Origin of the sequence: Ereboglobus luteus (genome assembly GCF_003096195.1) — a bacterium.
In the GTDB taxonomy this organism is placed as follows: domain Bacteria; phylum Verrucomicrobiota; class Verrucomicrobiia; order Opitutales; family Opitutaceae; genus Ereboglobus; species Ereboglobus luteus.
The window spans coordinates 2,419,045-2,434,401 of the sequence record NZ_CP023004.1 but is presented as its reverse complement, the minus strand read 5'-3'; the positions used below and the strand labels follow the sequence as shown (position 1 = coordinate 2,434,401).

At 58.4% G+C, this 15,357-nt stretch carries 4 protein-coding genes; all 4 read right to left on the bottom strand.

Features of this window, described 5'->3' with window-relative positions; genetic code table 11:
• Nucleotides 1-58 precede the first annotated feature (58 nt).
• Nucleotides 59-9,061 (bottom strand): autotransporter outer membrane beta-barrel domain-containing protein, encoded by a 9,003-nt coding sequence (locus CKA38_RS09110; protein WP_161554820.1) that lies wholly within the window; start codon nt 9,059-9,061, stop codon nt 59-61.
• A 106-nt stretch (nt 9,062-9,167) separates the two neighbouring features.
• Nucleotides 9,168-10,148 (bottom strand): metallophosphoesterase family protein, encoded by a 981-nt coding sequence (locus CKA38_RS09105; RefSeq protein ID WP_152032758.1) that lies wholly within the window; start codon nt 10,146-10,148, stop codon nt 9,168-9,170.
• A complete protein-coding gene (locus CKA38_RS09100) occupies nt 10,055-11,566 on the bottom strand; it encodes a metallophosphoesterase (RefSeq protein ID WP_161554819.1) in 1,512 nt (503 codons plus the stop codon). Before CKA38_RS09100 ends, CKA38_RS09105 begins: the two co-directional genes overlap by 94 nt.
• 227 nt (nt 11,567-11,793) lie before the next feature.
• A complete protein-coding gene (locus CKA38_RS09095; protein ID WP_108825189.1) occupies nt 11,794-15,351 on the bottom strand; it encodes an autotransporter outer membrane beta-barrel domain-containing protein in 3,558 nt (1,185 codons plus the stop codon).
• Nucleotides 15,352-15,357 lie beyond the last annotated feature (6 nt).

The window sequence follows — 15,357 nt, the reverse complement described above, 5'->3', positions numbered from 1 at the left end:
AATGGGAGCCGTCTATATGTGACGGCTCCCAAGTTGCAATACGCGGATTGTTTTTTGATTAGAAAGCGTGGCGGTAGCCGAGACTGACAGACCAAGGCTTCTGATAGCCTTCGCCGGTGGCGAACTCGTAGTCGAAGTAGAGCTGGCCGGCGGCGGTCGGACGCCAGATCAAGCCCACACCGGCCTCGCCACGAGCGCCGTCCACGTTGGGACGCCACGGGGTGCCGTCGTTCACGCGGATTTTGCCGCCGGAGCTATCCTCGTAGGCCGCGCCAATGCGTCCGGCGATTTCGATATGGCTGTTGGCGAGCTTCCAAGCGCGTCCGGCGCGCAGTGTGGCGCGCAGGCGGGCGATGGTCGCGTCGTCGCTGTCCACGGCAAGATTGTCACCCTTGGTGGTGTAATCGTCGCGCATGAGATACACGAGCGAAAGCTGCGTCGAAGGCTCGGCGAACCAGCCCGCGCCGATCTTTTGGTCGAGCGCGATGCGCTTGCCGACTTCAAGAGAAAGGCCGATGGCGGTGTCGTCGTAGTTGCCCTTGGTGGGAGTGGACCCGTTTTGGGCGGTCGAGGTGAATTCGTTGTCGTAAAGCGCGCCGGTAAGGGTCGCGTTGGCGAACCAACCTTCGGTGTTCATCCATGCGGCATAGGCGCCAAGGCTGAGCTGGTCGCTGTCGCCGTCGGCCGAGCCATTGCGCGCGTCGAAGTCTTGCGAGGCGTGTCCATATCCGAGGTAGACGCCGAGAGCCATGCGTCCGGATAGGGCGGCGATGGTCTTGTCGGCGCCGATCTCGAAGCCGTAAAGATCCATCTCAAACGGACGCATGTTGGTGCTGGAGCTGAAGCTGGAGTTTTCGGCTCGGGCGCGCAGCCAAACTGAGTATTTGCCCGAGGGCTCCTCGCTGATGGAACGCAGTTCGCCGATGCGGCGGTAGAGGTTGTCCTGAGAGGCGAACCACATGACGCTTTGCGCGCCGTGGACGCTGCTGATCGCGCTGAACGCATCGGACTGGCCGTTGGTGGCGAGAATGATGGTGCCGGGCACGCTTTGGACAACGGCGTAGTTGGTGCCCTCGAAGTCAAGGCCGCCGGTGAAGGTGGCGTTGTTTTCGCCGGAAATCGTGGCAAGAACGGGCGCCGGGCTGTCGCTGGTTGGCGCAGTGGCGCCGTCGGCGACACTGAGAACCAAATTGTGGGTTCCCTCGGCGTTGCCATTGACAATAAGGCGATCACTCGCGCCGGTGCCGGGGTCGGCGCGCATGAGGATGGAGCCGTTGCCGGAGAGCCCGGTTTCGCCGGCTCTTATCCCTCCAACCGACACGGTGCGATAGGTGGCGGGATCCGCACGAACAAGCGGCTCGTCACCGAAATCGAACACACCGTTATTGACCAAACCACCCCTGTAGTTATGCGCGGCGGGGCCTCCGAGTTGAACGGTGCCCGCGGCCACGTTGAGCGTGCCGGTAAAGATGTTCTGCGCGCTGAGGATAAGCGTGCCTCCACCGAGCTTGGTGAGCGATTTACCATCCCAATCTGCGGAGAGGCCCTCGCCAACACGATTGGCAAGCGGCGTGTCCACCTCGAAGGTCTCGCCATCCGAGAGTTCAAAAGTGCCGTGTGCACCATTCAGGGAATTCCATGCAAGGCGGTATCCGGCATAGTAGGAGGCGGTGCCATCGCCATTATCCCAAGATTGCCCCCCAATCGTGATGTAACCGGGAGTCACACCGCCGTCGATGCCGACTATGGAAGTGAAATTGCCCGCAATGGTGCCGGAGGTTGCCTTGAGAACAAGCGCACCAAAGTCAGTAAGCTCGCTGGCCTTGGTCACGGTGCCATAACCGAAACTGGCACCGTCGAGCGCGAGCGTGCCGGAAAGCGATGCTCTTTCGGCGGTAATGTAGGGGCTTGTGCGCGAGCCGGAGGCATCGACGATAAGCGTGCCGTTAACTCCCTGACGGTATGGGCCGTCAACGGTGACGGTGCCAGTCGAGGCGATGTTAAGGATGCCGGTGCCGGCATTGCCGACGAGCATCTCGCCGTTGTTGACGGCAAGGTAGCCCTTGACGTTGAGCGTGCCGTGGCTGTTCGCACCGTGACCAACTGTGATAACGCGGGTGCCCGCGCCGGTGCCCGAGGCAATAACCGTGCCAGTGCTTTCAATCGTCATCACATCCGTAGTCTGATAGCCGACATAGAGGTTTGCGTTCGAAGCGTGGCCTCGGGTGCCGGTGTCGAGCAAACCGTGGACGGTGATCTCTCCGGAGCTGCCGGCGTAGCGCGCCATGAGGAGGTAATCGTCGTTGTTTCCACCGCGAATAATCATGGTGCCGCTTTGCCCGATGATGAGCGAACCATTGCCGTTACTGCCCACTTCGTTTGATCCGCCGTTAATCTGCCAGAAACCCGCAACATTAACGGTGCCGGTGGATCCAGCCTCAATCCCAACCTTAATTTGTCCTGTGAACACAGTGCCGGTGGCGCCGACGTTGAAAACGCCAACCGCATTGCTGCCGTAGCCGACGGGCTGATAATAGGTGCCGTTGGTGCCGCTTTGGTAATAACCATCAATATTGACGATACCGGAAGAGGAAGCATTGTATCCCAAATCACCCGCGACGTAGAGGGTCGCGTGGTCGAGCACGAGGGTGCCGCCGGTTTTAACGGTGAGCTCGCCTGCGCCGTAACGGCCAACGTTGATACCGCCGCTGGTGAAATAGCCGTCACGGTGAATAATGAGAGAGCCGACACCGCTGCCGACGCCGGTGCTGCTGCTGTCCATGGTGGGATCATCTCCGATATAGTGACGGCTGCTGCCCGCGGAAACGGTTCCCCCGGCGAGGACTTCCAAGCTGCCCTTGCCTGCGTTGCCGATATACATGTTACTGCTGACATTAAGCACACCGCCGACACTGACGGTGCCACTGGAGCCGACGGCATCGCCAATGCGTAAACCGGCGACGGCCTGCACCGTGCCACCGGTAACAACCTCAAGCACGCCCGTTCCAAGGTTTCCGATCATGAGACCGCCCGTGGCGTCGAGAACACCTGAAACCTTGGCCGTGCCGAGGGAATCCACGGCGTTGCCGACAAAAGTGGTGCCGCCGACGGTGACCGTGCCGGTGGAGGCGATGTCGAGGAGATTGCCGACGGAGCCGTCATTTTGGCCGAGGTAAAGATTGCCACCGGACTTGGCGTTGCCCACGACGGCTAGGGTGCCGGTTGCGGTGGCGTCTCGGCCGATAATCAGGTCTGCCGCAGCATCAAGGAAACCATTCTGGCCAATGGTGGCAACACCTTGCGCCCCGGCATTGGCACCAATATAGATGTTTGTGCCGCTGCTGAGCTCGCCGTCAATGAGCGCGGTGCCTGAACCGTGTGCGCCAATGATGATGTCACCAACCACGCTGACGGTGCCACTGCCTTCAACAATGAGCGTGCCGCTGCTGGAGGCTTCATTGGCAAGAATGAGATTGCCCGCAGCCTGCGTGAAGACGCCGTTGTTTTCGACATGGAGAAGGCCGGACGCGTTATCGGCACTGCCGACGAAGGTGTCACTGCCTTGGTTGACAACGCCGCCGTCGGCAACGACGAGCGCACCCGTGCCGGCGCCAGTGCCGCCGATGAGGAGTGTGCCGGTATTTGTCATGACACCAGCGACGGTGACGGAGGCAGTCCTGCCGGCGCCAGTGGCGGAAATTTCGACGCTGCCGGTGTCCAGTGTGCCTGCTGCTGCGATTTCGAGGGCTCCCGATTCCACACTGACGTTGTCCGTGAATTTGGCCGCACCGCCGAGAACCAAGGTGCCGGGGCCCGTCTTTTCGAGCGTTTCAGTTTCGAACGCGACATTGATGGTGGCGGTGCCAGTGGCGGCGGTGGTGTTGATAAAGGCGTTGCCTCCATACGCCGCCAAGGAGCCGGGGCCTTCCAATGTGTAGTCAACATCATCAAACTGGAGGACGGAAATGGTTTGCCGGTCGGTGACCGTCACGGTGCCGGTGCCCGATTGGAACAGACCGAGGGATCCGAGGTTCCAATTGGCATCCGCTCCCTCACGCCGCCAGTCCGTGTCGAGCACGCCCCAGTCTCCGTCCCCACCCTTCCAGACGAGAATGTCATACTTGGCGGTGCCGATATTGAGGGTAATCGAACCGGGCGCCGTGCTGGCGCTCAAGACGCCGTCGTGGGAAAACCCGGGGCCCATGATCAGCCATGACGCCAGACTGCCCGAGTTGACGATGTCCTGATAGTTGGCAAGCGTATAAACGCCGGGAACGCCTGTCTCGATATTCAATCCATCCGGGTCGATGTAGAGCGTGCCGAAGCCGCCAATGGTAATCGTGCCGCTGACATCGAGCTCGTTCTTCCCGGTGAGGGAGTAATGCCAGAAGGCTCCGTTTTCAAAGGTAATGTTGTCAGTGATGCTGAGCGGACCTGTGCGCAGATCGAGCATGCCGCCGGACTGGATGATCACATCGCCGCCAAGCTTGGCCGCGTTTGCGCCGGGATCGCCGGCAAGGACACTGATCGTGCCCGTGGCACCGACAAAGGTCGTGCCACCGACACGCACCTCGCCGCCCGATTTAATGCCGAGCATGCCGGAGCCGGCCGTGCCGATGTTGAGATCATTGCCAATATCGAAGAAGCCCGCCACATTGACCATGCCGGATCCTGCGGCATTGTAGCCGATGGAGGCGGTATTGCTTACAGCGACCGTGCCGCCGGACTGAATATCTAGCACGCCGGTGCCAGTGGATCCAACCATGAGATTTTCAGACTTGGCGAGACCTTCAACAAAAAGAGTGCCGGAGGCTGTGGCTTCGTGGCCAATGACCAGCTTGCCGACCGCGTTGAGGACACCGTCCTGCCCGATGGTTGCAACACCTGTGCCACCATTGTAAGTGCCGACATAAGCGTCCGAGGCGGCGTGAACATAACCGTCGATGAGCGCCGTGCCCGAATGGTAGGAGCCAATTTGGAAAATGCCGCCGACGGTAACAGTGCCGCTGTCCTCGACATTAAGCGCGCCAAATCCATTTTGCCCAATGCGCAGGTTGCTGCCGACTTGCCAAAAACCGGCAACATTGGCCGTGCCGCTGGAGTTGGCGTTGGCGGCGACATTGGCGTATGAGCCAACGATAACCGTGCCGGTGGCTGCAATGTTCATGACACCCGCGCCTGAACCACCGACGAGGAGGTAGGTGGGAGTGTTCAGATAGCCATCGACATTGATGGTGCCAATCCCCGTGCCCGTGCCGACGTAGTGGCCAATGCTGGTGTAGGTTCTTGTGGTGACGGTGCCGGTGGAAGCGATGTTGAGGATGGAGGTCTCGTCGTCATGAGGGGCGATATGCAGGGAACCGTTCACGTCGAAAAGGCCGGCGACGTTGGCTGTCACAGCGCAAAGATGCGCATAGCCGATATCGGCGCCAGTGTTGAACTGGCCAGTGCGAAGGGCTCCACCCTCGGCGATGTTTAGGATGGAGGGTGCGCCATAGCCGATTTGAAAATAGTGGCCAACGAGCATCGTGCCAGTGGAGGCTATGTCCAAGTCGGCGGCTCCGGCTATGCCGATGCGGGTATAACCACCGCCGCGCATGTCAAGAAGGCCGGCGACATTGAGATAACCGTAGGAACCGGCGTTTTTGCCCATGGTAAGGGCGGCGGTGGTGGAACCGGTGCCGGAGGCGAGGACCGTCGCCCCCTGCTCGATAAACATGTGACCTGTGCCGGAATGGCCGATGATGAGGTTGCCGTCATTGGTGCCATTGGAGCGGGTGCCCGTGTCGAAATAACCATGGACGGTGACGGTGCCGCTGGACCCGGCGTTGAGCCCGATGGCGGTGTAGTTGCCGACGGCGGTGGTGGAGTTGATGATGGTGCCGGTTGACTCAATGACAAGGGCGCCGACCGAGCCGCCGTTTTTGCCGATGACGGTGTTGTTGACGCCGGTGATCTGCCAAAGGCCGGCAACGGTGCCGCTGCCCGTGGCACCGGCTTCGCGAGCGATTTCAAATCCGCCGGTTCTGGCGGTTCCCGTGAGACCGATGTTGAAGGCGCCGACGCCGCGATAGCCGATGGGCTGGTAATAGGTGCCGTTGCCGCCACTCTGGTAGTATCCGTCGATGGTAACTGCGCCGGAGGAGCCGACTTGGTCGGCAATGTAGAGGCATGCGCCGTCAAGGATGAGCGCGCCGCCTTGGGCGACATGGATTTTGCCGTTGCCGCTGTAGCCGACCGTAACGCCGCCGGTGCTTTGCCAGAGGCCGCCGTCGCGGATAAGAAGCGAGCCGTTGACGCCGGCGGTGAAGCCAATGCGGTTGGCCCCGCTGCTGCGCACGACACCGCCGGAGAGGATTTCGAGGGTGCCGTCGCCCGTGTTGCCGACAAAAACTCCGGTGCTATCGAGCTGTCCGCCGATGGAGAGCGTGCCTCCGTTGATGATGGTGGTGCCGCTGGCTGTGACGGGGCCACCGAGTGTGAGAGAGCCGAGACCGGCTTTTTTGAGATTGGTGCCGACGACGGCGGTGTTGATGGTAGCGGTGGCGGCTGCGTTAGTGACGTTGAAATTGGCGGAACCATCACCTGTAAGGAAATTGCCAACAAGGGTGCCCGTGCCCAAGAGGGTGTAGCCGTCCACGTCGAACTGGAGTCCATCGAAGGTTTGGATGCCGGTAATGGTCACTGTGCCGGCGCCGGAATCAAAGACTCCGAGACCGCCATAGCCCCACTTGACCGCGGTGCCGGAAAGTTTCCATGTGGCAGAGGCGCTATCCCAATTGCCGTCGCCGCCCTGCCAGTAGAGGAAGTCCACACCGGCGGTGTTGACGTTGACTTTGATGGTATTGGCGACGGAGGAGGTGTCTATGGCGGCCCCGTAGCCAATGGTGCCGCCGGTCACGGTCCAGTTGGCAAGATTGGAGATGCCGTTGCCGGTGGTGTAGGTGCCGAGGGTGTAAGCGGCGGGCATGGTGAGATCGGCAATGCCTAGGCTGCCGAGATCAAGGTAAAGCGTGCCATCACCAGCAATGGTGAGATTATTGGCGGCGAGCTGGTGCTGGGTGTCCAACGAATAGGCCCAGACCGCGCCTTCCGCGAAGGTAAGGTTGCCAGTGGTTCCGAGGTCGGCGTTGCGGAGGTCGAGCGCGGCACCGTCGAAAATAGTGACGTTGCCGCCGAGCTTGGCACTGTCGTTTCCGCTGGCGAGGATGCCGGAGCGGATGTTGAGGGCTCCGGAGTAGGCGGAACTGTCGGCGGTGAGCTTGAGTGTGCCGACGCCGGTTTTGTCCAAGGTGGCGGAGGAGGTTCCGGCGAGGGCGTTAGTGATAGTGATGGCGTAGGCCTGGGTGTCGAGCGTGAGCGAACCGCCGCCAAGAGCAACAACGGGAAAGTTGACGAAGAAGTTATCCGCATTTGCGCCGGCGCGAATGGTGCCACCGTTGAAGAGAATGGTGGCTGTGGAGCCGGAGCCCTGAATAATTTTGGGTGTTTGAAGGACACCGCCGGCAAGATTGAGGTAGGCGCTACTGGTGCCCGTGCTCATGGCGAGGTCAACACTGGTTTTAGCGATGACAGTGGCCCCGTCGTAGATGTTGACATAGCCCCTGCCCTGATTGCCGATGACGAACTGGTCGCCAGCCAAGGCATACCCCCAGATATTAAGGGTGCCAGTGTTAATGGGGCTCTTGGAGCCGGTGCTGCGCCCGGTGGTAAAGTCGTCGGCGGTGATGACAGTGCCACTGGCCAAAACATTGACGACCGCATTGCCGGCGCCTGCGATATCGAGCCAGCCAGTGCTGGCCAAATAACCCTCAATATTTATCTCGCTGTAGGAAATGCCATTGACGTTATTGCCGTTGGAAACACGGATATTGCCAGCGAGAACAGTGCCAGTCTGGGCGATGTTTAGATAGCCATCACCGGAGCGACCGACAAGAAGCTGTGTGCCATTGGTGTTGAGCAGACCGGCGACATTGACGGTGCCAGAAGCTGAAGTGACGTAATGGTTGGTGGCAGTGCCTGAACCGACACCCATGCGAGCAATGCTGACTTCGGTTGCACCTTGGATATAAACGGTGCCGGTCTGGCCGATATTGAGGACACCAATGGCATTTGCCGTGGATGCGTTAGTGGTGTTGCCGCCGTAGCCGACTGCGAAAACGCGGTCGCCGGCAGTGTAGGTGGTGATGTAGGAAAGATAGCCATCGACATTGACTTCGCCATAGGCACCGGCAGCGTTGGTGCCTATGTAGAAATGAGTCGCCGAACCCGAGGTGTTGAGGGCCATGGTGCCGCCTTGGGCAATATTGACGATGCCGGAGGCATTGGCACCGTTACTGACACGAAAACCGCCGCCGTTGGCGGTGGCGTTGACGACGAAGGATCCGCCATCATGGATGTTTATGACGTTTGAACCGATACCCATGGTGCCGGAGTCACCCAGATAGATGCCGTTGCCTTTGCTTACCCATGAGCCCCAGATGTTGATGGTGCCGCTGGCACCGACGTGGTCGCCAATATAGACGTTATTGTTACTGACGGTGCCCCCTGCCATGACGTCAATGCGTCCCGTTCCGCCGAAGCCGGCGGCGATGGTTTTGCCCGCTCCATCAAGAAACCCGTAAATGACAGCATGACCATTGCCTGAACCAAGCAGAAAGTTGCCGCCCGGGGAATCGCCAGCTCCGGTGTAACCACCGACTCGGAAGGAGTTGTTAATTTTGTAAGTTCCAGATGATCCAATAATAATGGTGCCGTCACCACGCCCGCCGATATAGGAAACAGCATTGGTGTAGAGAAATCCATCGATGGTGACAGTGCCGGTGGAGTCAATGCCATCGGCGATGTCAAGAATCGCGACGGAACCAGTTGTCCCAAGAGCGATGTTGGCGAGGCCGTTGTTTACGATGGCGGTGCCTGTGCCTAGCGGAACAGCGCCGCCCGTCCAGTTTGCGCCGACATCCCATGCGCCAGTGCCACCTGCCCATGTGGTGACTTGAGCACCGGCTGGGGTAAGGAGAAGTGCGAGCGTCGCCACGGCACCCGCAAATTTGGTTTTCATGTTTATGTTTGGGTGTTTGAGGGGTTTCATAAAATTTATTTAGGGCAAGTTTACACAACTTATTTTGATATCTTTGTGCGTTTTAGTTAAATCAATTATTTGAGAATTATCTGACTGCTCGCATTTTGACACTGTCTATCCAACATTCGCCGTGGGTGCGAACCACAAGGCGGACGTCTTTCTCGTCCATGCGCCAGTAGCCGGCGGGGATTTGCGCTTTCAACTGGCACCATTTACCAGGTTCGATTTTGCCGGCGACACGAGCGACCGTATGGCGATCCTTATTGCCGATTACCTGTGCGGAAACATACGCCGACACGCGCGCGGCGGGCTCGGCATAAACCCAAAGGGAAATCTCCCCTGCGGCGCTGAAGTCCATCAGTTGGTCGAGGTCAAAACCGACGGTCCCCCAATCCTTGCCCGTCGTCTTAACGCGGAGTGAAGATTTGCCGGAATGTGCGCGGGTTGTGTCAATCTCACGGCTCACGCGATAACCGAAAACGCTGCGCGGCAGGGTGCTTCCCTCGAAATCCTCGTCAATCACGGTCGTCACAGGTGTGCGCGGTGCCAGTTTTACGGTGCCGGCAAGGTCATCATTGGTAGTGGAAAGCATCCACAGGAGCGCTTTTTCTTTTACCACCCCCTCGCGGATAAGTCCGCGATTGGACATCTGGCGAACTTCCCATTCAATGCGGTCGGGGTAGACGCGGCAGACGCGATAGGCGTTGGGCCACTCAACAAAGGCTGGGGTCTGAATGCTGGTGATGCCTTGGTAATTACCAACGGCGTTGTAATGCATGTGACCGTTCATTGTGGCGACAACATTGGGCGCGGCGGCAAGCGTGGTCATGAGCTTTTTATCCATCGAGGAGCCTTTGCCGAGATCATAACCGCTCACGGGAGAAACACCACGATTGAGAAAGAATTCATAGTGGGAAATAACAATGGTGGGTGTGCCGGTATCAGTGGCGAGGGTGGCGCGCAACCAATCGATCATGCCCTCGCGATAGGTGGTTTTGTCGGCCTTGCCGCCCCTGAACCCTTGAACAGGAGCATCCTTGCCATACCAGTGGGAACCGTCGAGCACGATGAAGCGCAGGGGGCCTTGGAAAAGGCATAGTCGGTGTTCGTGGGACCATCGGGGAAGAGTTTCGGTATTGTTTCCGCGATGTCTTTTTTGCGCGAATCGCGGAAAGTGTCATGGTTGCCGAGGCAGCCGTAAACGGGCAGGTTGGCGCGCTTGACGATACGGGAAAGCTCATCGTATTGGCTGCGGCGCCCGGCATCGGTCATATCACCGGCAATGATTGCAAAGCCAGCGCCTTCGCGCTTGAGCTGGCGGAGCGCAGCCTCCAACTCGGCGCCAGCCTGGGCGTTGAGTTTCAGGTTAATCCATTCGGGGCGGCCGCTGCCAAGATGCGTGTCGGAAAGAAGTCCGAAGGTGTAGAGGGGCTTCTCGGCAGGCTGCGTGCCGGCCTGCAGTTCGAGTTTCGCAAAGGTGCCCCCGGAGCGGATGTGGGGCCCCGCGACAGTGATATAATGGCGCCCCTTGCTTAGACGGAAGGGCGCAAGGGGGACGGTAGAGGATGGGCGCTCGCCCTTGATGTTCGGTGCGGGGCCGGGACGATTGCCGGATTGAGTCCCCTTCCACGCCTTGGCCTTTACGGCGGGAGCAGCAATAACAGTGTCGTCGGCAAGCACAGTGACGCGCAATCCGGGGCGCAGGTCAGCGTCGGGTTCGAGCTGGAGCGAGCCGGTAAGCGCAAGATCTTCCGTGGCGTTAATGGCAAACACCAGCAGTCCCTCTTCCGGGATGATAGTCGAGGCAGTGTCGGGCAGGGAAACTTCCACGCGGGCAGTGTCGGGAGCGAGGACGGCGTTGCGTGCGTCGAGAGTGAGGGTGTCGCCAAGTTTGACGGTTGAGATGCGCTTGGCTGTCCTCGATTGGATCATTGCCTTGAGGCGGGGCCACGCTTGCGCGGGCGTCGCGGTCGTGCTGGTTTCAAGCGAAACGTCGTCGACCCAGCACTCGCCATAGCTGCGAATGACAAAGCGCGTTTGCTGATCCTGCTTGCGCCAGTCACCCGCGTGGACAACCCCCTTCATCTGGCACCATTTGCCGGGCGTGAGCGTGCCATATGCCTCGGCAACATTGTAACGGCCGCCACCATCGTCCGTCGAAATGTAAATGGCGACCCTTGTCTTGGACTTGGTATAGACCCAAACGGAAAATTCGCAGGCATCGACAAAATCCATCCGTCCATCGAGATCGTAATAAACGGCATTTGATGTGGCTCCGGCATTCTTGGCGAGATGCAACGAAGCTTTTCCGGAGCGAGCATAAGCGGTGTCCGTCGAAATTTTGAAGTTCTTATCGGGGCTGTATTCCCGGGGAACCCCCTTTTCGAAGTCATTTTTAATAATCACCTTGGAGAATGCGACGGAAGTTGTCAGCAAAAAGGCAATTAGAATCAAGGTGTGGAGTTTTTTTACAGGGGATGTCATTGCAGTAAACTGAAAAACTGACGGCATGAGGAAAACTTTTCCCCAATCAAAAAGAAAGGGGGATTCAGAGGAAAGACGGACACCGCACCATGCGGCACAAGTTGTTTCGCTGATATGATGCGAACATTCGCATCATATCGGAGGAACAGCATTGATGGGGCAGGCCCCGGCCTTTCCGGGAAAAAAAGGGCGAGGGCCTGCGTATTAAGAGTGGATGAAGAACGTATTTAGAGTGACAGACGGAATCCGACACTAATGCCCCAAGGTTTCTGGTAGCTGCTACCGGAAGCAAATTCGTAATCGAAGTAGAGCTGGCCCGATTCAAACGGCATCCAATAGAAACCTACGCCGGCCTCGAATCGCTCGCCGTCGAGATTGGGCCGCCAGCGATTGGCTTCGCCGATGTTGACCTCGCCACCGGTGCTGCGCTCGCGGACGGCACCGCCGCGACCGGCGATCTCCATCCATTGTCCGTTGCCGAACGACCATGCGCGCCCGATGCGCATGACTCCGCGCATGCGGGTGATGGTGGCATCGGCACCATGCACGCGCAAGCCGCCTGCATTTGAATCGCCTTCGGTGGTGTAGCTGCCGCGGATGAGACGGACGACCGCTCCTTGCAGCGCCGGCTCAACAAACCAGCCCTTGGTTATGTCAAAACGACGCCCGCCCTCGACAGTCACACCAAACCCGCGATCCTTGTAATCGCCGGTGGCGTGATTGTAACTGAGGTCAACCGCATCGAATTTATTTTTGTAATGGGACGTGGTTAGGGAGGAATTCACAAACCAGCCGGCATCGGAAAGCCAGGCTGCGTAAGCGCCGATGCTGAACAGATCGCTGTCACCCGTGGCCGAATTGGCATAGGGAACTGACTGGAAGTCTTGATCGGCGGAATTAAACCCAATGAAGGCACCAACGGTGAGTCGATCACTGTCGAAGCGCCAAGTGTAGTCGCCGCCAATTTCAGCGCCCCAAACATCCACGTCGGATTTGCGCATTTCCGTGTCACCGCCGCCGATCGTTGTGCTGGCGGCGTGGGCACGGACCCAAAAATCAAGTCCGAAACCAGTGTCACGAGGAGCGCGAAGCTCGCCGAGACGGCGTCCTAGATTGTCCTGCTGGTCAAACCAGAGGAGGCTTTGCGCACCGGGAACACCCCGAATGGTATCGAAAACGACAGGATCCAAGCCGGTGTTTACGATGACAAGATTATTGCCGCGCATTTCGACAGCGTATTTGAAAACGCCGTGGTCGAAACTACCGTGGAATGTCGTGCCGCTGATCGAAATGTCGGACTCGTGGGTGATTTCATTCACACCGCCGATGCTGAGAAGCGTGATCATGGGCTCGTCGCCGGTGGGCGGCTCTCCACTCCCTATGCCGGTAATTAGGAAACGATGGGCGCCCGCCGCATCACCGGTGATTGCGATGCGATCTCCGGTGCCGTTGTTGAGGTTCACCGTCATGCGGTAGGTGCCGGAACCGGCAAGCGATGAAGCGGTAAGGAGCCGTTGTCCGGTGCCTCCGAGATCTATGACACCATGGTTGACGAGTTCACCCATGATATGTGATTTGGGCCCGGTAAATATGATGGTGCCCGCCTCGATTTTAGTTAAGCCAGTGTAGGCGTTCTCGACAGAGAAGATAAGGGTGCCCTCACCTTTTTTGATGAGCGATTTGCCGTCCCAACCACTATCGAATACAAGCTCACGGTCAGAAAGCTGGAGATCCACCTCAAATGTTTTACCAGCATCCACAGTGAACTCACCGTGTGCTGACCCAACGCCACTCCGCCAAGCGAGCCCGTAGCCTATATCGTAACGGGTATCCACCGGACCACCTTCGTTGACTTTGAGCCCCCCACCACGAATAAAATCAGGGAGCCCTGAGGGGATAACCATGCCATCAATTTTGACCGTATCAAAATCGCCGGTGATACCACCAGATGCGCGCAGAACAGGAATGCCTGTGAGGGTGCTGGCTTTGGCATACCCGCTTCCATCGTATTTGAATTCAGGGATATCGGCGACCGCATCACCATGAACATAAAGCGTCCCGGAAAGCATGGCGGCACCGTTTGCGGAAAGAAGTGGCCGGGATAGGGACGGGTCAACAGTATCGGCTGCCCGCCCTCTGTCGAGTTCAACCGAAAGCGTAGAAAGCGAGTTCTGTGTGTAATTGCCGCCGGCGATGACGTTGGCGGTGGTTTTGATATCAAGACTGCCTGTAGCAGTGGCATTATTACCAACAGTAAAATTGCCGCCAACCTGCCAGAGACCTTCTACTATGGCAGATCCAGTCGAACCGGCCGCGTTGGCAACAACACCAACTGTCCGACCAAGAAGCGTGCCTGTCGTGGTGATGTGAAGAGTCCCGTTAGAGTTTGAACCGTGACCGACGGTAGCCCCAGCGCGGGTGCCAGAATAAAAACCCGCCAAGTTAACAATGGCGACAGTGTTGTTACCGCCAATACGCAAATCGTTGCTGATGACAGTGCCAGTAACGCCGACATTGAGGACGCTAGGTGCGGCAGTTGCTCCGCCGTTTCCAATGACGTTGTAGGCGTCTCCTGAGGCGCTCTTGAGCCAATTTCCGTCAACAGTAAGAGTGCCTGATGAGCCGGCATTGCGACCAAACCAGCCGTTGGCGGTGTTGACAAGCGTGGCTCCCTCGGCAATGTATACGGAACCAACGCCGTTTTCGCCTACATAGAAGGTGGCCGCCTTAACATAACCGCCGGGGAGGATGACAAGATCACCATTGCCACTGCTGCCAACGGTCATTGTGCTGGCAATGGTGACAGAGCCCGCAATAGTGCCGGTGCCATAGGAGCCGGCGACACTTCCGAAGCGCATCCATCCCGATGAACTATTGATAGAACCGCCGGCCTCGACAATGAGTGTGCCGGTGCCCTTGTTTCCGATGGCATTGTTGCCATTGGCCTGCCAATAACCGGAGACTATGGCAGTGCCCACGGCACCGGCATTCATACCGATATTCATCTGTGCGGTAATGGCCGTGCCTGTGCTTCCGATGATAAAAACGCTGTTATCTGTGCTATTTTTTCCAATAGGCTGGTATACAGGATTGCCCGCTGCATTCTTACCAGTCTCGAAGTAACCATCAATGATGGCAGTGCCGCTGCCACCGGTGCGCTCGCCAAGATAAAGCGACGCCCCGCCATCGATGATGAGGGTGCCACCGGCCTCGACATGAAGAAGCCCTGTGCCATTATTGCCCACATAGATGCCTCCGTAGCTGCGCCACACGCCACCGTCCTTAATAACGACCGTGCCGCTGGAGCCGGCGATATTGCCTATTTGATTGCCATAAATATAACCGCCGGTCTGAAGGGTGCCGCCGCTCTGTATTTCGAGGTAACCACTGCCTGCCTCGCCAACCGAAAAAACCTTGTTGTCCGTAACCAAATGACCTCCACTGGTAATGATAAGAGAGGAGGACTTGTCGGCGGTAAGCCCAATGGCGGTGGTGCCGGTTGCCTTGGATGTTCCTGTTACGCCGACGATAACACTGTCGCCCACAGTGATCGTCCCGGAGTCCGCAAGAACACTGTCAGCCTCGGTTGGAAGGACTCCTCCTTGCCAGTTGACAGGGCTGGTCCAGTCACCGCTGACACCGGGTGTCCAAATAACATCGGCGGATCGAAGACCGGGCATCGTGGCTGCGACTAGCGCGGCGCAGATAAACGGAAGTTTAAATTTCAAGTTTAAGAGGGACGGGCGTGTGGTGGTCATCGTGGGGGTGGCATCGGGCGTTTTCATAATGAT